This is a genomic window from Sphaerisporangium viridialbum (assembly GCF_049674955.1).
Taxonomy (GTDB): Bacteria; Actinomycetota; Actinomycetes; order Streptosporangiales; family Streptosporangiaceae; genus Sphaerisporangium; species Sphaerisporangium viridialbum.
Map to the genome: position 1 here is coordinate 6524803 of NZ_CP187232.1, position 18751 is coordinate 6543553.

Sequence of the window (18751 nt, forward strand, 5' to 3'; positions counted from 1 at the left end):
CCTGATCGCTACAAGGGTTTGGGGCAGGTCTTCATGTAGGTGATGGTGACGCCGGTGGTTCCGGAGCCTTTGGTGCCTTGGTTGTCGCCGGACCAGGAGATCGACATATACGTGGTCAAGGGCTTGCCGCAGTCGTCGGTGTGGCCCGGTCCGAGCTGGAGCGAGAAATTGATGGTCGAGCTCTGGCCGTCGCTGACGCTTCCGCTGCCAGGTGACGCGCTCACCTCCATGCCGCTCGCCTGCCAGGTGATCGACCCGGTCTGGCTGTGCACGGTCACCGATCCCTGCCGGCCGGTGCCCACGTTCACCGAGGTGGTGGACGCCGAGAACGACGGCGGAGGAGGTGGTGGCGGCGGTGGTGGCGGGGGCGGGGGCGGGGGTGTGCTGGCCTGCGGGTGCGAGGTCTGCCGGGGGGACGATCGGGGCTGAGATGTCGTGGGTGGAGGCGGTGGGTTGTTCGGGCCGTTATTGGCCGATGGGGGGGCGTTGCGCTTGGGTTTGCCGGTGGGGTTGGTTGAGGGGTGCGATCGGTGGGACGGCGGCGGCAGCGGCACGGAGCTGTTCGGCCGGTTGGCCGCGCGCTCGTTGGTCTTCGGCGCGGCCGTGCCGCTGGGTGCACCGGGGTCCGCCGGCCCGCCGGTGCCCGATGGTGGGGGCGGGGGGTCGACCAGGGGCGGCAGCGGTTCGCCGGCCGTGACAGCGATCCTTCCTCCGGCCGCCTCCACGTCGATGGTCTTCCTGCTGTTGCTGGGATTGAACAGCAGCGTCCAGATCACGGCTGCCGAAGCGACCGATACCAGGGTGACCAGGGCGATGCGGCCCCACCGGATGCGGCTTTCGGGGTCGGCGGCCTCTGGGTCGGGTTCCCAGAAATCGGCGGGCGGCTGCTCCTCATTGGGCCGCTCGGGAGTGAAACCCTCCTCGACCGACAACGGGGCTTTGCGGAGCGGAGGGTCCTCCAGCGCGTCGGGCTGCACGGGGAACCCGTCGGGGTGCCAGCTCTCGGGTCGGGTCTCCGCGGCGGTGACCGAGGTGCCCGCGCCGACGGACAGCCGTTGCAACTCAGGTGGGCTTGGCAGGATGGGCATGCGTGACAGCAGCGTGGTGATGGATGCCTTCGACGGCGCAGCGTGGCAGCGTTCGCAGGAGCGCACGTGCCGGCTGATGTGGGCGCGCAGCAGCCGCGTCGGCGACTCCACCCACGACGTCACCAGGTCGGCCAGTAGCGAGCACGTGGGGCTCGGGCTCCTGGTGTTCATGACAGCGGCCAACCACCGCTCGGCATCGCGCATGCCCAGGCGTGTGGCCGTCTCCACCGTGTCCACCGGGATGTCCAGTACCCGGGCGACTTCATCGGGCGTCAGGCCGTGGCGCAGGGTCAGATCGAGGATCTCGCGCTCGCGCGGCTCCAGGCAGGCCAGCACTTCTCTCGCCAGCTCGGGGGTCCCGCTGCTTCTCTGATGGGCGTGCGAGCCGGTGTGCGTGACGCCGGCGAGCCTGGCCTGGCATTCGGCACGGGCCAGGGAGTACAGCCAGGCCCGCAGACGCCTGGCGTCATGCAACCGGTCGGTGTGGGCTACGGCCCCGTGAAGGGCGCCCACCGTCGCCGACAGAGCATCGTCGTCATGCAGCAGGGAACGACAATAGTCGTAGAGATGATCACCATGCTCGCTGTACAGATGCTCCAGTACGGCGGGATCGTCTCTCAACACACAGATCAGCACTCCTGAATTTGGATCGACATAAGGCACCGCAGCTTGCCGTCAGGTCGGGTTCAATCGTTCTTCTGGGTCGGGCCGGGTGGCCGCACGGATCGCGGCCTTGCGGGCCACGATGGTGTCCTGAGCGGTAATGCGTGCGGCTTCGGCGTCGAGCATGTCCGCGAGCTTCTTGTCGCTGCGGACCCACCCCTTCTCGAAATGGATCCACCAGGTGCCCTGGTAGCGGACGACATACGCGATGGTCTGGCCGAGCGGCGACACCAGGCCCTGGTCGAACGCCCGGTTCATCTCCGCATGACTGATGATCACCGGCTGGGTGCCCGGTTCGGCGGTGGACGGCTGCTCTGCGGGGCGCTTGGGGAGCGACATGGTTTGGGTGCTCCTTCTACTGGCGCAGCTCGGGACCGTCGAGGCCGAGCGTTCGATCGGGTTGCTTGAGGAGAGGCGCTGGGTGTTCTTGTGTGAGGCCGCGTTCGTGGTGCAGGGTCCGCTGCCCGGCGGGCTCGTGCGCGATCGTTCCGGTGTTCACGGTGAGCCGGGCGGTTCCGGCGGCGAGTGCGGCGCGGGCATGGTCGGCCAGCAGGTCGCGTCCGATCTCGATGGCGACACCGGCCTCGACTACGGTGACCGCCAGGCGAGCAACGTAGCCGGGAGCCGAGGGCCTGGCGTCGGACCGGCTCTCGGTGGTCTCGCCGGTCAGGGTCAGCTCGGCGGATCGAGCCCGGGCGAGTTCCCAGGAGAGCGTAAGTTCCTGCACCGGCTCGCCGTAGTCGTCGACCGCGACGATGGCTTCGTAGATACTGCGCCGGTCGGGGCTGGTGAACACCTCAGGATCAAGCCAGGCGGCCACCTCGTGGAGATGTTCGGGATGCTGGATCAGATCGGCCAGAAGCGCTTCCTCGCGCAGGGTCCGCAGATCCTGGCGCGGGGCCTCCACCGCCAGTTCATCAGTGAGGCTGGTCTCGAAGTGGACCGCGTTGGAGCGCAGGGCGTCCGACAGCAGCGCGAAGTGGTCCAGTTCCGGGTCCAGGCCGCGGACCGTTCCGGCGGCTTCGACCAGGCGGTCGGCGTGGCCGAGGAGTTCCCGACGCAGCGCGGCTTCTTGGATCATGCGGCCGTAGACGGCGACGGAGGAGACATCGGGGCTGGACAGAGCAAGCTCAGCGAGCCGGACCTCGTCGATACCGGGCCGGTGGGCTTGGAAGGTGATCCGCTCGGCCATCGTCACGCCCCAAATGCCGGGTTCGTTCGCCCGGACGTCGAGGAACGCCGCGAAGATGGCCTGATGATCAGCGTGGGCGAAGTGCCGGGGAAGCAGGTAGGGCACGTCGTTGATGAGGCTCGGATCGTAGATGAGCGCTCCAAGGAGCGCTTGTTCGGTCCGGTGGACGAGATTAGGCATGGCGTGGGAGCTTCCTATCGTTATGCGACCTCCTAGAAGGCAGGCTCCAGGTCGCGGCGCCGCTGGTCGTTCTGATCACGGTGTGGATTTGTGACGCCGGTCCGAGCATCGAGGTCGGCCGACCACGTGCTTGCACTTCAGCCGGCGTGAGATCAACCACCAGCGCTCGGGCGACCTCAGCGCAGGAGTGTGGCTGAAATACCGCCGCGGCTTGGGAGGTGAAAGGTGACATCAGGCGATTCCTTTCGCCGCCCGGCCGGCGGTCTTCAACGCGCGGCGGCGGTCCACGCTGCGGTCGGCGAGCGCCAGGGCGGCGGATCGTTCATTGAGGCGACGGTCAAGCTTGGGGTCGATGATCCGCAGCCAGCCACCTTCACCGGGCACCCACCAGGAGCCGTCGTAGTGGAGGAAGTCGGTGACGGTCTTGCCCAGGGGGACGGCCGCCTCCTGCTCCCGGTGAGTGCCCATGGTGGCGACTGTCAGGAACAGGTAGCTGTCAGGACGGCCTGTTGCAGGCCCGCCGGCCTTGAGCAAGCCTGCGGGAATGCCCGCAGCGGGATCGGCGGTCGCCCAGCGCTGTTGGAGGGCGCCATCCTCGGCGGCCAGACCATCGGCCCCACGGTGACCGGCGCGGCAGCCGGCAGCGTAGAAGGTGATAGCCGCGTGCATGGTCTGACGCAGCTCGGCGTGCCAATAACGCGCGGCCTGCCCCGACGACTGCTCGGCGTCGTAGATCTCTTCGCGCCAGGCTTTGAGCGCCCACAGCTCTTCGATCAAACCGGGATGCTGCGCCCAGCAGCGCGGCAAGCGCTCTTCGACGCCGAGTTCGTAGCGATCGTGCAGCCAGGTCACCCAGGCCCCCAACTGCGCCCAGTTGGCCTGCCGTTCGTCGGCGTCCATCCGGTGCCACTCGATCAGGCGCCGGCTGGGCTTGGCCGTGCGGCGGTCCCGACGCTTGCTCACGTGCTGGTCGCGGTAGCCCTTGTTCAGCGAAGACTTGAGCAGGATGGGCACGCGGGGCTTGACGGACTGCTTAGGCGTCTCGGTCATCGTCGGTTCCGTCCTTGGTCATTGTCGGCTCCGTGCTCGCCCGTGACGGCGCTGTTGGGCGTAGTGATGCTCGGCAACGGCTCTGCGATCATCTGGGTGGCTGCGGCGACCGAGCGGGCGTAGGCGTCGCGGTCTGGGCCTTCGTAGTGCCGGGTCATCCGCACCAGCACCGCGGGGGTGGTGGCGTGGATGACCAGCGCCTCGCGCCGTTCTTCGGACAAGGTCCGAATCGCCTCGGGCGCAAGGGTCTTGCGGTCATGCAGCGTCGACTGGACGGTGTGCCCGGTGCTGCCGCGCTGGTGGGTGGTGAGGAGCTCGCGGTACTCGCCGGCCAGCGCGGACAGGTCCCGCAGTTCGTCACCGGACAGACCACCGAGGGCGATCTTGACGGTGGAGGCGCCCCAGAGCATGGCGGCGCCCTCGCGGCCCCACCGGTTCTCGGCTTGGGCCATGTTCTGGAGCACGGCGACGATGAACATTCCCGAGCCACCCGCGTACGACATCAGCGCGGGAAGGTGCGGGAGCGGGACAACGTTGGCGACCTCATCGCAGATCAGGCCAAGCGGCGGGTCGAGCCGGCCGCCGGGCGAGGCGTCGGCGAGCTTCTTGGCGGTCTCGGTGAGCTCGTCGACGAACGCCGAGATCAAAGGAGCCAGGTCGGTCGCCTGCTTTTCCGAGACCAGCAGGTAGATCGTGCCGCAGGCCTTGAGGAAGGCTTCCAGGTCGATACCTTCCCCCGCCGCCGGGGTGAAGGTGGCCCGGGCGGTGGGGGCCAGCAGCGGCGCCACCGCAGTCTGCACGGTGGTCCACAGGTTGGAGCGGGTTCCCTCAGGTGACCGGTAGGCGGCATCGAGCATCGCGGCGGTACCCGGCGCGGCGCCGGGGTGGTCGCGGAGGATCTTCACGGGCTGGTCGAGGCGTTCATCGAGCGCCCATCGCAGAACGTCGTCCATGGAGCCGCCGGACAGGGCGGCGGCGTGCAGCCAGCCCGCGAGCAGGTTCGTGGCGGTCATGCCGAAGTAGGCGGCGTTGCCGGAGTCCTGGTTGATGCCGGTCTTACCGACCGTGACCATGACGTCGGCGCGAGCGCGGGCCTTGTCGAAGTTCTCACAACCGGAGCTCGGCGACCAACGCACCAGGTCGGGCCAATGAATCATCCCAGTGGGGGCCATCACCAGTACGGGACGGTCGCCTTGCGCGCGCAAAAGCGCGGTGGCCTCGACAATGTCCTTGCGGACCGAGGTGACCAGAGCAGGACCTGGCCAGCGGTGCAGCCACGGGATGATGACCATGCTGGTCTTGCCCTGACGGGGCGCGGACATCAACAACACCGACGACTCGGAGCTGAGGGCCAGCGGCATCCCGCCGGAGGCGGTGCGGCCGATCCGGACCCCGACATCGTCCACCGTGTAGTCGGTGCCTGCGACGCTCGGGCGGACGACCGGTCCCCGGGTGATGACCGCCTTCTCCGACATCGACCGGGCAAGTTGACTGCGGGAGGCGAACCCACGCCGGGAGCGACCACTGCCGATCCGCCGGATACCCAGGACGGCGCCGGTCACGATGCCGGTGAGGGTGATCAGGGCCGAGGCTAGGAAGCCGGGCCAGCCCGGCAGGGAGTCACGTGCTGAGGCCGGCCAGGCTTGCTTGGGGTCCGGCAGGTGGTGGGGAAGCCGCGCCAGGACCGATAGGCAGTCGCCGAGGCTGGTGTCCGGCCAGGAGAAGGCGAACACCAGCCCAGCGATCTGCCCGGTCAGCCAGACCCCACCCACCAGGGCGGCGATGCACGCCAGCCCACCGAACAGCAGATAGTCGGTGAGGCCGTCGAACACTCCGCGGCCGGCGATGGTCTCGTTTCGTGCCATGTCAGACGGCCATGCGTTCGTTGGTCCAGTAGAGCCGGCGCTCCGAAGGGGTGAGGACGACCTGGACGACATGGCTGGCGGTGCGGCCGATCTTCCAGATCGCCCGGCCGAGCTGCTCGCCCGACCAGGACGCGATGTGCGCGCACTCGGTGTCGGTGAGCCCGATCGCATCCCGGGTCATCCCCAGCGGGGCGGTGTCCTGTCGCAGGCAGATTCTCACGTCGCAGCTCGCGATCAGGTTCTTGGCGATCGTGACCTCTTGTGAGCCTTCGGGTCCCACCGCCTCGAAGTCCGCGAGCCGGTGAGTGGCCAGGACCTGGATAGTGCCCTGCGCGCGGGACAGGCGAAGGTCGGAGTCGACTTTGCGGATCATGGCGGGGACACGCATGGCCCGCCACAACTCGTCGCGGACCACCAGACGGACGGGCCCGCCGGGTTCGTCGATGGCGGCCTGCCCCCAGGAGGAAACGCAGGCAAGCGTCATGGCCACAGTCTCATCCCCGCGGCCGTTGATCCGGGACAGATCGACGGTCTGGATCGGGGCGTTGAAGTCGAGCCGCACGCTGGTCGGCCCGTCGAACAGCCCGGAAAGGGAGTCGCGGACCATGTTGCCCAGGGCGTCGGTTACCCGCCGGATCATCTCCCGCAACTCCCCAACATCCTCGCCCCGTACCCGCAGTTCGGTGGCCATCTCCGCAAGCGGATCGCGTAGGAGCTGCCAGACCTGCGGAATGGTCGGGTCTTTGAGGGTGGTCGCCCCGGTGGCTTGCCCCGAGGCGTGCTTGATCGCCAGGCTGACCGCCGCCTCCTCGGTCGGGGTCAGGTCGCCGCCCAGTCGCATGACCAGCAGTGAGGACAGCAGGGTGATGCGGCGGCGGTGGATCTCCTCCAGCCGCTCGCGGAGCTGCTCGGTGTCGGTGGGCAGGTGCTCACCGAGCGGCCCGGCATCCAGCGGGTTGAGCCGGGTTGCGAGGCCTGGCCCGAGTTCGACCGGCGAGACGCCGAACGCCCGCGCCAGGGGCGCGTACTCGTTCTTGATGTCGCCGAGCACAAAGGTCTTGACGCCGTACGCGCTCAACCTGGTGATGAGGGCTTTGATCGTGGCGGACTTGCCCGCGCCGGGCACTCCCGTGATCAGCATGTTGGGGTTGGAGATAAGGCCCCGGTGCAGCCATTCGATGGGATGACAGGCAAAAGCCCCGCCCGACAGGCAGTCGACGCCGACGTAGACGCCGACCGGCGGCATGCTCGCCCCATACAGCCACGGGTACAGGCCCTGCACCTGGCCAGTGCTCCCCCGGAAAACGGGGATCGCCGGGAAACGGGGGGCACGCCCACCGAACGGGCGGGCGTGCCCGCGCCGAGGCGCAAGCGCATCCTGGCTGCGGCGCTCGACCTTCCCGGCCCGGCTGTCGCCAGCCTTTCCCGGTGGGGCGGCAGGAGTGCCCAGAACATCGGCAAGGTCGAAAGCGGGCAGAGCAGTGTTGTTCTTCTTGCGCAGGCCCATACTCAGTACCTCTTCCGGGGCAGGCCCATGCCGAGCGGCAGCGCACCGAGCGCGAACCCGATGTCTTGGGCCATCCACATACGGCGGACGGAGATCCGGGCCGCGGCCGCGTCGGCTTCGAGTGCCGCGCAGGCGTCATCCAGCTCGGCCGCGTCGGTGACGGTGACCGTGACGTATGCCGAGAAGCGGACCAGGCCGTGACCGGCTGCGCGTTCGCGGTCCTGGGCGCGGGCACGGTCAAGGGCGGCCTGCTCGTGCTCGGGCACGATCTGGCCGGTGCGCTGCCGCATCTTGATCGCGACATCGCGGGCGGTACGCTCGCGCATAACCTCCTGTTCCGCCTTGCGCGGGCCGAGGGGCTCCACATGCAAGGAGAAAGCACGACGATGGTCGCTCTCCCCCAGCAAAGGCGCCAGCGCGGTGGAGTAGACCTGGTTTCGCGGCCAGTCGTGCACCACGTAGCTGACCGAGTGAGCGCCATCGTGGGCGTAGGAGCCGGGCTTGGCCTCGCCCGCGGCCGGTCCCGCCAGAGCCGGGTCCACCCCCGGCAACCCCTTGTGGTGGACGCCCACGGTGGCAGCGGCCATCGCCCCGGCACGCTGGTCGGCCAGGACACGAGCCGAGTGCGGGTCGAACGCGGTCCGCAGCACTTCGGCCAGATCCCGCGGATCGAGCCAGCCTTCCACCTGCAGATCGGCACCGCTGATAGCCGAGGTGAGCGACTTCAACTGGCGAACCAGCACAGCGGCGGCTCCCACCGCACCACCGCCGGCGGCCCTGATCTGCGACGCCGCCCTCTTGTGGTCCATGGTGAACGCCAAGAACGCCTCACGCTGCGAGGTCGCCAACGTCGAGGTCTCCAAAAGCATCGCGGTGATCTCCCGCGCAAGAGGCGGCGCCTCCTCGGTCAGGTGGTCGGCGTGCCATCGGCGCAACGCCGCCCCAGATTCGGGCACCAGCCGCTGAAGCGCCTGCACCCGGACGATCGGGCTGCCCTCGGTGCACAGGCCCGACAGCAAACCGCCCCACCCCGCGACCCGTAGATCCCTACGCGAGGAGTCGACCAGCCCGATCCCCGGGAAACCGATCCTGGCGACCGCAGTGAAGGTCCGCTCGTACCTGTTGTGCGCCACCGCGATCGTGACGCCGTTACCGAACGCGGCCTCCAAGATGGTCAGCGGCGCCAAAATCCCGGGCAGATCCATCGGGGCAGGCGCACCAGGGCGGGTCCTAGACCGCGGGGCGAACGCCGCGCTGACGAACTTGTTGTGGTCTCGCGACCGCAGCAGCCCGTAGGAGACAGCGGCCACGATCCACTCATCCACCGTCCGGCCGGCGATCCGGACGAACGCCAACGCGACCAGCAGACCAGCGACCGGCCAGCACACCAACCCTTTCCTGACGTCGGAGACAGCCAGCGGCCACGCGGCGGAAAGCACACCAGCGGCGAGCAACGCGGCCCGCTGACCGCTGACCCCGAAAATGAACGCGACCTTCTCCTCCTGCCAGCCGAAATACGTCCGCGAGGAAGTCGTCCCGCTACCGGTACCGGTAATCACGCCTCACCCCCCTCAAGTTCAAGGCGGTCGTTGATGGCGCGCGGCTTCGGCCGCGGCGCCGCCGCAGCAACCTCGCCGACAGCAGGCTGAGCCGAAACGGCAGACTGATCCGGCAAGGCAGGCGGGACCTCTTCAGGTGAGCTCTGTTCAGCTGGCGGTTCCGCTGCGGGCAACTGCTGTGCGGGTGGCTCGACCGGCGATGCTTCCGCAAGATCACGCCCCTCCCCCGGCGCGCCCGAGCCGGCCACGGGAGCGGGGGGCGTGCTGGTTGGGCTGTCGTCGCCGGCGTCAGAGGGTCGGCCGTATGGGCGCCGGTAACGACCGTGTCCGGCGTAGGGCGGTACTCCCGCTGCGTAGCCAGCGGGTCGCCCGCCCATTCCCCCATGGGTCGCCATCTGGTCCATGCCGCCGCTGAGACTGTTGATCGCCTTCTGCGCTGCCTGGAGGGCCGCGACGGCGACCGCTGCGGGACCGGCCCCGGCCGCCGCTGAACCTCCCGCGCCCCCGGCCGCTGACGCACCACCGCCGGACTGAGCGAAGGAGGCCATGGTCCGGGCCTCGGACGCCTGGCTGAACTCATCAGGGTCGATACCGCTCGGTACGCCGCCGCCCGACCCCGCGCCGCCGGCCCTCCCCGCAGCGAAGCCCACAAGCGTTCCAAGTCCTGCGCTGCCACCGACCGAGACGCTGGTGAAGGAGAAGAAACGGGCGATGGCAGGCCAGGCGAAAACGGCCAGGATCAGCACAAGCATCCCGGCCAGAAGGGTCTGGATGTCCTCGCTTTTGCCGGTCATCCCGAATCCCAGGGCGAAGACCAGCGCGATCACCGGCTTGAGGATGATCAGCTGCCCGGTGGCCACCGCGAACTTGGTCCACCAGGACTTGGTGGCGTCCGAAATTTGCCCGGCCGCCGCGATCGGCGAGGTCGCCACCAAGACGACGATGGCCGCGTTACGCAGAAGTAGCTGGAACCAGAGCACCAGCGTGAGCAGTATCCCGACCACGGCCAAAAGCAGAATGAGCGCACCTTGGGAGGCCGCAGTGGGGTCCCACTGAATCACACGGGCGATCCTGGCGCTGAGAGCCTTGGTGCTGCCGAAGCCTCCCACGACGATGATGTTGGTCAGTTCGTCAGCGGCTCTGAGTGACGCCCCGGCGATGACCACGGTCAACAGAAACGCCAACGCGGCCTTGCCGACACCGATCAGCCCTTGCACCAGAGCAGAGCCGTCGTGCGTGATCGCTGTTCTGACGACCTGGCCCAGCAGGAGCAAAACAGCGACCACTGCGGCGAGCTGGATGGAGATTAAGTAGACGCTGCGGACCCCTGGAGAGGTCAAATCGACCGGCGGGATGGCGACGAACGCTTCCCCGAAGCCTTCCAGCAGGGTGTTCGCCGCCGACACAAAGCTCTGGACGACCGCGTTGAAGGCACTGTTGGTGACGCTGGTGAGACCCCCACTGATGAGGTCGCCGGCACAGCCGACCGCGTCAGGTAGACGGCACGCCATGAGAACCTCCTCTGCTGTCAAAACGGGGGACGCTCGATACGGGACGGGGACTTACTGCGAGGCCAGTGGGAGCCAGCCCATGGCAGCCGCCTCCTTCGACCCCGGCATTGCCTGAAGGCCTGAGTAATCCGCGCTAAGGGTGGGGGCGGGGACCTTCCAGTCACCGGCGGCCCAGTGCATCTGTAAGGGGAAGACCCCGATGCGGTTTTGAGGCTCCTGTCCCGGCGTCGTGGTTTGGAGATAGCCGAGCAGCAGGACGGTCACCGAGTCAGCTTGGATCTGCCGAATCTGGTAAGCCACCGGGGTGAGCATCACCGACGCCCCGACGGGAGCCGGTCCGCTGGTGGGCAGACCCAGGCGCTTGCGGGTGTTGATCGGTCCCTTCGACAGCTCAGCAACGGCGCTCTTCCAGGCCGGATCGGCGATGACGTCGGCGATCTGCGCCGCGCGGGCCGGATCGAGCGTCGCGGCCGTCTGGCCCCAGTACTGCACTGCGGCGGAGACCGCACCGAGCATCGAGTGCGGGTAACCGACCGAGACCTCATGCACCATCCGAGTTCCCGGCGAAAGTCGCAGCGGCGGCGGGTGCTCACCGAAGTCGATCAGCTTGCCGTTCTGGTCGATGCCGGTCACCGAGCCGGGCCCTGCTCCGGGCGCGGGGACACGGTGGTTCGGGGGGTCGTTGGGCATCAGGGCCGTTTGGATGACCAGGCCGACGGCCACGAACGTGACCAGTCCGAGCGCGATCAGGCGCACGTAGAACAGGACCGGGCGGCGACGCTGCAGGAAGGTGTTGCTCATGTCTTGTTCGCACCGCCCCCTTAGGAAGCGGCTCCGAAGACCGTGTTGACCATGGGAATGGCGATCGCCGTGACCACGACTCCGCCAAGGCTCCACACCAGGGCCCGTTTGCCCTTGTCAGCATGGTCCGGCCGGTTGGACAGAGCGCCGACGGCCATCAACCCGCCGGAGACGACGGCGGCGACCGCGCAGGCGATCAACGCGCCCCACTTGGCGTACGCCAGCAGCAGGCTGATGCCCTTGCTACCCGCGGTCGGGTCCTGCGGCGCCGGGTTATCGATGTCACCCGCCAGCACCTGGACCGCGGCATGGACACCATCATGCAGGTACAACAAAAGAGACATATCGGACTCCTCGGGGGTGCGTGGCCCACCCGCCCATCAGGTGTACGAGCGGCCTCAATCAACAGGGGAGAGTGGATCTGACGATGCTTGTCAGCTAAACGACCTGGGAACGGTTATAAGGTGCCTGACGGATGACTGTCAACCCCAGCAAACAGATTGCTCGCACCCATGTCCTCGCTTGCTCCACCACAGCAAACACTGCATCATGGATCAGTACTCGATCTTGCACTGGTGAGCTGACGGAGGGCTACGCCTGACATGACCGACAGCGGACCGGGTGTGCTCGCGCAGCGGCTCGACCATTTGTTCAAGACCGTCCACCCCAAGGGGCGCCGGCCGTACTCGCTCCGCGAGGCCGCCAAAGAAATCAATGAAGAGGCAGGCGAGTCGATCATCTCCGCCGCCTATCTGTCGCAACTGCGCACCGGAGAGAAGACCAAGCCCAGCCACGAACGGCTGGCGGCCATCGCCCGCTTCTTCGGCGTCGAGGTGACCTACTTCACCGACGACCAGGTGGCCGAGCGCACCGACAGCCAGTTGGCGTTGGTCAACGCGATCCGCGACAGCGGCGTGCGCCAACTCGCCCTGCGAGCATCCGGCCTCTCCCCCGAAACCCTCGCAGCGATCTTGAACATGGTCGAGCAGGCCAGGAAGATCGAGGGCCTGCCGGACGACGACCCCACGCAGTGAAGACGTACCACTAGCCCCATCATTCACCCCAGACCCAAAGATCTACCTTTCTCCACATCCCTGCGCCCTAAGGCGTTTCCAGCCAGACCGCCCCCCGACCTGCCGAAAAACACCTCAGACGTCCTTTACCCTCCCATTACCGGGAGACGGTGGATTGCCCGCGATCATGCCGCCGGGCAGGTGTGACGGCCACCCTCCCCACGGATCGGGGAGAGTTCGGGTTGGACGATCTGAAGCGCCTTCGGCCGCTGTGCGAGCAACGTCTGCGCGAGCTGACCATCCCCGACCCCTTCGAGATCACCGCGTTCTGTCACTCGGTGTCCGAGCGTCGCGGCAAGCCGATGGTCCTCACCCCGACCCAGATGACGTCCACCGCGCAGTCCTGCCCCTACGGCCTGTGGATCGGTCTCGACCATGTCGATCACATCGTCTACGAGCGGGATACCAGCCCCCTGCATCGCGACGCGATCATTCTGCACGAGATCTCTCACATGCTGCTCGGCCACCTGTCCGACGTGAGCGACCTGCTTGACCTGGCCGGGATGCTGCCTGATGTGAATCCCGCCAAAGTCCGGCACTGGCTGAGCCGGCGGATCGACAGCACCGACAACGAAGTCCAGGCCGAGCTCCTCTCGTTGCTGATCTTGGAGCGGGTAAGCCCGCCACGGCCACGCCCTGAAAGGCGGGCGACCCGGCTCAGCCAGGCTTCGCGGCGCCTCAGGCAGACAACCTCGCGGCTGAGATGAAGATCCTCGTCATCACTGGAAGCCACCTTCCATCGATCAGCGGTGCGCTCGCTGCCCGCTGGGACTATCGCAGCCTCAACGCACTCCGCCCGCTGTGGGAGCAACTCACCGGCGCGGCCCCACACGTCGTCCTCGGCACTCCACCCAGCCGACTCACCGACCTGACCTCGTTCGCCGATCTGCGTGTCAGACTGCTGCGTCGCACGATCGAGATCCGCGACGCGCAGCTCGCCCTGCGCGGCTACGTGACCGACGAGGACTTTCGCTGGCTCCATGACCAACTGGTCAATCAGGGCGTGGTGGGAGAGCAGTTCGACGCGGCGCTGGAGGCCGCTTGGCTCACCGCCGCAGTGACGGCCCGACACCGCAGCGGGTCCTTTGTGCCGGTGGCTTCCCGGCCGGTACACGGTGGCAGCGACGTGCACAGCGAGGCCCGCTGGCTCCGCCTCGTCGACGCAGCCCGCCGCTCCAAGATCGTCACGACCGCCTTATCCAAGCTCAATGAGGAAATAGCGGCACGGCAGGCATAATCGCGCATGACCCATACCACAGCAAGCAGAACAACCCCCGATCGGACACATCACGTTTGCTGCAGTTGACGGCAATCTGGGGTGCCCAATACGGTCTTCTCACCTCGTTTGCTCTCGGCCAACAAGCTGGACTGTTAACCACGCCGACCCGGCACCTCCAGGAGACATCAGGGACACCCATGCCCGCGTTCATCCCTGTTTCCCGCAACCCAATCCGCCCGTGAGCGGCAAACTCGTCGGCGCCGCAGTCGCGGCCGTCGCCATGCCGCTCACGCTGGTTGTGGGTATCGGGCTCGGCTCAGTTGCTGGAACCGCGCCCACTTCACCTCCGGCGAGTCTGGACTCCTCGTGCTTGAGCGCCACCGGTTCTGGCCTGGACACCGGCCGCGGCGAAATCCTCAACGACAGCCAGGCCCGGAACGCTCAGATCATCTATCAGGTCTCCATCGAGCTTGAGCTTCCGGCGCGGGCGGCTGTCATCGCCATCGCCACATCGATGCAGGAAGACCGGCTCCGCAACTCCACGACCCCTAACGACCGCGACAGCCTTGGGCTCTTCCAGCAGCGGCCGTCCCAAGGCTGGGGCACTGCGCAGCAGCTGATCGATCCGGTCTACGCCTCCAAGAGGTTCTACGCGACGCTGGTCAAGGTACCGAACTGGCAGACAGTCCCCCTGACCCAAGCCGCACAGGCCGTCCAGAAGTCGGCCACTCCCGACGCCTACGCGCAATGGGAGCCCATCGCCACCAAGATCGTCGAAGCCTTCGTGGAGGCGGCGGCCGCCTGCTCCACCGTCGTCCCGCCCAGCGGCGTCGGCGGGGCGATCCTCGCCCAAGCGCAGCAGTGGACCGGGATGGCCTACCAGTACGGTGGCGGCGACCAGAACGGCCCCTCGGTCGGGACGAACTCCAACGGCAGCGGCAAACCCGGCTTCGACTGCTCGGGCCTGACCGTCTGGGCCGTCTACCAGGCGACCAACGGCACAGTCCTGCTCCCGCGGACCGCGGCCACGCAGTTCCAGGACCGCCGGTGGAAGCACGTGCCGTACGACCAACTCCAGGCGGGCGACCTGGTCTTCTGGGCAGGGTCCTCGGGCACCAGCAGCGCTCCGTCACACGTCGGGATCTACGCAGGCGACCAGCGCTTCTTCAACGCACCGTTCACCGGCACCAACCTGCGCCTCGACTCCATGGCACCAGGAACCTACCGGCACAAGACCTTCATCGCGGGCGCCCGCATCACCAGCTAAGATATACCCTCGTAAACGCAGGCCTGCTGTTGAGTACTGGAGTCTATGGCCAGTCCAGCAGGCGGCCACGTCACAGATCGTCCGCCCGAGGGAGTCGGAAGGACCAATGAGCGCCACGCCTTCAGAACCAGGCCCGCTGGCCCACCGGCTTGAGCACCTGTTCCAGACCGTCCATCCCAAGGGCGGCAAGCCGTACACCAACGTGGAGGTCGCCGACGCGATCAACGCCGCGGCCGGCGAGAAGGTCATCTCGCAAGCCTACGTCTGGCAACTGCGTAAGGGCATCAAGGACAACCCCACCAAGCGGCACCTCGCCGCGCTCGCGGCCTTCTTCGGCGTCTCCGTCCTGTACTTCTTCGAAGACGAGGCCGAAGACGGCGGCACAGCCCCAGCGACCAAGGTCGACCTGGCCCTCAGGGACGATGCGGTCAAGGAGGTCGCACTACGAGCGGCCGGCCTCTCCGACGAAACCTTGAAGACGATCCAAGACATGATCGACCGCGCACGCACCCTCGAAGGACTCCCCGCAGTCGACAAGTGAGGTAGGGCTGACCGCAAAAGGCGAGCCAACAGGCCACCTCGTCACCCAAGAGCACAACGGGACGCCAGCGCCTGGCATTGCCCTCTCCTGCATCACCTGTTCTACCGCACTCCCGCTACCTAGTCACCCTCGTCCGGCTCGAAGCAACATGTGACCCTTGGCCAGATCATATACATGAGTATATTTTCTTCGCGGGAGTATACACATACGACCAGGTCGAGGCCGGAAGGCTCCGCGTCGTTCGCCTCGGCAAGCAGCTACGGTTCCGCGACACCGACCTCGCTGACTACCCCGCCGAGGCAGTCGCCTAAAGACGTGTCCCGCGGATCACGGACCTTGCGATGGTGAACCACCAGACTCTCGCCGGATGGGTGATGGGCGCTGATCCGGCGTAGGCCTTCAGGGCGCGGGCGTCGGCGAGCGGGTGCGGTCGTCGCCGAGTTCGGTGAGCACGCGGGCACCGGTCAATTCGGCCAGACCGGGGAAGCTGATGATGATGGCGGTGAGCGTCTCCCAGCCAAGGCCGACAGATCCCGTCAAAGACCCAGCGGGCAGTCAGGCGTTGGGTCAGACGCCGCCGGGAGGCGCTCCCCTACATCCTCACTGTCAGGCGTCGACACGCAGGATGTTGGCCAACGCCATGGTATCGAGGTGGTCGGATTTGGCCCGGACGACGCTGTGGCGTTCGCGGTAGCGGGCCACGGCCAGTGGGTTGATCGTATACACCTTTCGGCCGGTGACGCGCAGGCCGCTCAGCAGGTAGGCCCTGGTCAGGAACGCGCCATGCAACAGGCAGGGCCGAGCGGGGTAGTTTGGCCGAGCCCCCAGGCCTGCCTCCCGAACCGTTCACGCGCGTCGGGCCGTGCCCTCCCGGGCGGTTGTGGTGTTGCGCCGGCCTGGCGGAAGGCAACCCGGCTCTCGCTGCGCTCGTCCCGGCCGGGACACAGATCTTTTCCTCCTTCGTCGGAAAACATCTTGTCCACGCCGGACCGCCGGGTTGCCCACCGCGGGCGGCCGACGCATGGAGATCTTCCGCCGGGAGGGCGGGCCCTCCGTCCTCCCCCGGACCAGAAAGGGACCACAATCCATGACCACGCCGCCCGCACCAGCCGAGGTGTTCACAACCCGGCACGCCGATCTGAAGGACCTGGTGACGCTGCTGCGCGACCAGCAGGGCCGCAAGGTCGACATCGTCACCCCTTCACAGCACTCCGCACCGAAGCTGGGCGGAACTGAGCGCAGATAACGGACCGGAGTACAGCATCGCCAGCTTCGGCTTAGCTGGTTCCACCCTGAACCGCCCCTGATCATCTTAAGGACACATGCCACTTGACCAGTATATATACATGAGTATATTTTATTCGACACTGTTACACGACAGTGTATTCCTAGTTCGAAGGTGAGCACCTTGATCACGTACTCCCCCGGGCGGTACGAGGCCATCTCGACCGAGCGCATCCCGCCACATGTCCAGACCGATCGTGCCATCCCCCGCCAACGAACCACCGTATGACCCCAACCCCGGCACTCCACACGCTGCGGCTTTACCGCGTCACCGACGCCATGCGTCTGCTCAGCATGAGCCGCACCGTGATCTACGAGCAGATCAGGACCGGACGCCTCCGCTCGGTCACACAGGGGCGTACCCGGCTGATCCCGGACTCGGCCATCTCCGACTACATCGCGCTATTGGAACAGGAAGCGAGACCATCATGACCACACGCCGCAGCCGGGGAGACGGCGGCCTGCACTGGGACGAAGAACGCCAACGCTGGACCGCCTCAGTGACCGTGGGCTACACCCCTGCCGGAAAGCGCATCGTCAAGAAGGCCAGAGGCAAGACCAAGACCGAAGCGAAGAACAAGCTCAAAGAGATCATTCGCGACATGGACGACGGCCTCTCCTCTGGCCCGGCCAACTACACGGTGGCCGACGCCGTGCGGGAGTGGCTGGCCTACGGATTGCGGGGCCGGGACGGCGCTACAGTGAGCAACTACCGGACGGTGTGCGACAAGCATGTCGTCCCGGCTCTGGGATCGCGCAAGCTTCGTGAGCTGAGCGCGGAGGACGTGGACAGATGGCTTGACGCAAAAGCTGGAACGCTCAGCACGCGCACCCTGCGCCTGCTCTACTCCTGCCTCAACCGCGCGGTGAAGTTCGCTCAGGCGCGTGACAAAGTGAAGCGCAACGTCGTCGGGCTGTGCGAGATCCCGGAAGGCAGGGTGGGGCGGCCGTCCAAGTCCTTCACGTTGGAACAGGCCGAGGCCGTACTGACTGCTTCGGAGGGCTCTCGGCTACACGCCTATGTGGTGCTTTCGCTCCTCATTGGCGCACGAACAGAAGAACTACGGGCTCTGCGCTGGGCCCAGGTGGATCTCGACGGCAAGCCAGATGCCGGCCTGCCTCCCTCGGTCGCCGTGTGGCGATCCGTACGGGCCGATGGGGACACCAAGACGAGAAAGTCACGCCGCACTCTGGCGCTCCCCCGACGGTGCGTTCAGGCGCTCCGCCAGCACCGCGTGCGGCAGGCGCAGGAACGCCTTAAGGCCGGCGACCGCTGGCAGGAGAACGATCTCGTATTCGCCTCAAAGATCGGGTCGGAGCCGGACGCGCACAACGTACGGCGTGGCTTCCGGCGGATTCTCACCGAGGCGGGTCTCCCGGCAAGGGAATGGACTCCACGCGAGATGCGACACAGCTTCGTCTCGCTACTCTCGGACGGCGGAGTGCCGCTGGAAGACATCGCACGACTGGTCGGCCACAGCGGAACGGCCGTCACGGAAACCGTCTATCGCAAGCAGATTCGACCTATCCTGCTGGGCGGCGCCCAAGTGATGGACCGGATCTTCACTACATAGCCAGTCGGTAGTCACAAGGAGAAGGAGGACGTGCGACATACGTTCTCCTTCTCCTGTATCAGGCGATGCCTCTGAACGGCGGCCCAGGCATGACACGCGATAGATCGTGGCATCGGGTGCGCGAGGCGATACCTGACGACGCCGGCAACAGCATGGACAACCAGCAGGGCGAGCAGGGCGTCGATCGGGGGTATCAGGTGCCGATCAGTCGGCGACCGTGCTGACGCCTGCGGGCCATAGCAGGCCCTTGCGGTATAGCGACAGGGCGACCGTCACAACGTCCGTTCTCGCCATCCGATGACTGATCCCGAGGCGTTTGGCGGTGGTGGCCACCGCGTCGTCTAAAGGCGAGGCGGCCGCGGCCGCCTGCACGATGG

20 protein-coding genes are annotated in these 18751 nt (G+C 67.1%); 8 read left to right on the forward strand and 12 right to left on the reverse strand.

What is annotated here, in order from left to right; translation table 11 throughout:
* Positions 1 to 8 precede the first annotated feature (8 nt).
* From ACOZ38_RS29540 to ACOZ38_RS29585, 10 genes are all read right to left on the reverse strand, one after another.
* On the reverse strand, positions 9 to 1709 hold the full coding sequence (locus tag ACOZ38_RS29540) for an RNA polymerase sigma factor (protein ID WP_424534421.1): 1701 nt from the start codon (positions 1707 to 1709) through the stop codon (positions 9 to 11).
* 54 nt (positions 1710 to 1763) lie between these two features.
* On the reverse strand, positions 1764 to 2090 hold the full coding sequence (locus ACOZ38_RS29545; protein ID WP_424534422.1) for a hypothetical protein: 327 nt from the start codon (positions 2088 to 2090) through the stop codon (positions 1764 to 1766).
* A 16-nt stretch (positions 2091 to 2106) separates the two neighbouring features.
* Complete coding sequence (locus ACOZ38_RS29550) at positions 2107 to 3123, reverse strand: DnaB-like helicase N-terminal domain-containing protein (RefSeq protein ID WP_424534423.1); 1017 nt, start codon at positions 3121 to 3123, stop codon at positions 2107 to 2109.
* 231 nt (positions 3124 to 3354) lie between these two features.
* The gene (locus tag ACOZ38_RS29555; RefSeq protein WP_424534424.1) at positions 3355 to 4173 is read right to left on the reverse strand and encodes a hypothetical protein; all 819 of its coding nucleotides are present in this window, start codon (positions 4171 to 4173) and stop codon (positions 3355 to 3357) included.
* A complete protein-coding gene (locus ACOZ38_RS29560; RefSeq protein WP_424534425.1) occupies positions 4170 to 6038 on the reverse strand; it encodes a type IV secretory system conjugative DNA transfer family protein in 1869 nt (622 codons plus the stop codon). The genes ACOZ38_RS29555 and ACOZ38_RS29560 overlap by 4 nt, the downstream gene beginning before the upstream one ends.
* A 1-nt stretch (position 6039) precedes the next feature.
* On the reverse strand, positions 6040 to 7545 hold the full coding sequence (locus ACOZ38_RS29565; RefSeq protein WP_424534426.1) for a VirB4 family type IV secretion system protein: 1506 nt from the start codon (positions 7543 to 7545) through the stop codon (positions 6040 to 6042).
* A 2-nt stretch (positions 7546 to 7547) separates the two neighbouring features.
* Positions 7548 to 9104 (reverse strand): SCO6880 family protein, encoded by a 1557-nt coding sequence (locus ACOZ38_RS29570; RefSeq protein WP_424534427.1) that lies wholly within the window; start codon positions 9102 to 9104, stop codon positions 7548 to 7550.
* Complete coding sequence (locus ACOZ38_RS29575) at positions 9101 to 10615, reverse strand: hypothetical protein (RefSeq protein ID WP_424534428.1); 1515 nt, start codon at positions 10613 to 10615, stop codon at positions 9101 to 9103. Before ACOZ38_RS29575 ends, ACOZ38_RS29570 begins: the two co-directional genes overlap by 4 nt.
* A gap of 51 nt (positions 10616 to 10666) precedes the next feature.
* Positions 10667 to 11416: a hypothetical protein gene (locus ACOZ38_RS29580; protein WP_424534429.1), complete on the reverse strand. Its 750-nt coding sequence runs from the start codon at positions 11414 to 11416 to the stop codon at positions 10667 to 10669.
* 20 nt (positions 11417 to 11436) lie between these two features.
* Positions 11437 to 11760, reverse strand: coding sequence for a hypothetical protein (locus tag ACOZ38_RS29585; protein ID WP_392837879.1), 324 nt, complete (start codon positions 11758 to 11760; stop codon positions 11437 to 11439).
* A gap of 258 nt (positions 11761 to 12018) precedes the next feature.
* Here ACOZ38_RS29585 and ACOZ38_RS29590 point away from each other — a divergent pair, with 258 nt between their 5' ends.
* The 5 genes from ACOZ38_RS29590 to ACOZ38_RS29610 all read left to right on the forward strand — a co-directional run bounded on the left by ACOZ38_RS29590 (position 12019) and on the right by ACOZ38_RS29610 (position 15516).
* Entirely contained in the window at positions 12019 to 12450 is a 432-nt protein-coding gene (locus ACOZ38_RS29590) for a helix-turn-helix domain-containing protein (protein WP_424534430.1), read from the forward strand.
* A gap of 221 nt (positions 12451 to 12671) precedes the next feature.
* Positions 12672 to 13196: a hypothetical protein gene (locus tag ACOZ38_RS29595; RefSeq protein WP_424534431.1), complete on the forward strand. Its 525-nt coding sequence runs from the start codon at positions 12672 to 12674 to the stop codon at positions 13194 to 13196.
* Entirely contained in the window at positions 13193 to 13726 is a 534-nt protein-coding gene (locus tag ACOZ38_RS29600; protein ID WP_424534432.1) for a DUF6545 domain-containing protein, read from the forward strand. The genes ACOZ38_RS29595 and ACOZ38_RS29600 overlap by 4 nt, the downstream gene beginning before the upstream one ends.
* A 220-nt stretch (positions 13727 to 13946) precedes the next feature.
* Complete coding sequence (locus ACOZ38_RS29605; RefSeq protein WP_424534433.1) at positions 13947 to 14975, forward strand: C40 family peptidase; 1029 nt, start codon at positions 13947 to 13949, stop codon at positions 14973 to 14975.
* Positions 14976 to 15081: 106 nt separating this feature from the next.
* Positions 15082 to 15516 carry a helix-turn-helix domain-containing protein gene (locus ACOZ38_RS29610; RefSeq protein ID WP_424534434.1) on the forward strand — a complete coding sequence of 145 codons (435 nt, stop codon included), beginning with the start codon at positions 15082 to 15084 and terminating at the stop codon, positions 15514 to 15516.
* Between the two features lie 399 nt (positions 15517 to 15915).
* Here the strand turns inward: ACOZ38_RS29610 and ACOZ38_RS29615 are convergent, their stop codons facing one another.
* A complete protein-coding gene (locus tag ACOZ38_RS29615; RefSeq protein ID WP_424534435.1) occupies positions 15916 to 16056 on the reverse strand; it encodes a hypothetical protein in 141 nt (46 codons plus the stop codon).
* Between the two features lie 66 nt (positions 16057 to 16122).
* The gene (locus ACOZ38_RS29620; protein WP_424534436.1) at positions 16123 to 16305 is read right to left on the reverse strand and encodes an IS110 family transposase; all 183 of its coding nucleotides are present in this window, start codon (positions 16303 to 16305) and stop codon (positions 16123 to 16125) included.
* A 298-nt stretch (positions 16306 to 16603) separates the two neighbouring features.
* Between ACOZ38_RS29620 and ACOZ38_RS29625 the strand changes: the two genes are divergently transcribed.
* The 3 genes from ACOZ38_RS29625 (at position 16604) to ACOZ38_RS29635 (ending at position 18374) form a co-directional block, all read left to right on the forward strand.
* A complete protein-coding gene (locus ACOZ38_RS29625) occupies positions 16604 to 16762 on the forward strand; it encodes a hypothetical protein (protein ID WP_424534437.1) in 159 nt (52 codons plus the stop codon).
* A gap of 263 nt (positions 16763 to 17025) precedes the next feature.
* Positions 17026 to 17232, forward strand: coding sequence for a helix-turn-helix domain-containing protein (locus ACOZ38_RS29630; protein ID WP_424534438.1), 207 nt, complete (start codon positions 17026 to 17028; stop codon positions 17230 to 17232).
* Complete coding sequence (locus ACOZ38_RS29635; protein WP_424534439.1) at positions 17229 to 18374, forward strand: tyrosine-type recombinase/integrase; 1146 nt, start codon at positions 17229 to 17231, stop codon at positions 18372 to 18374. The genes ACOZ38_RS29630 and ACOZ38_RS29635 overlap by 4 nt, the downstream gene beginning before the upstream one ends.
* Positions 18375 to 18751 lie beyond the last annotated feature (377 nt).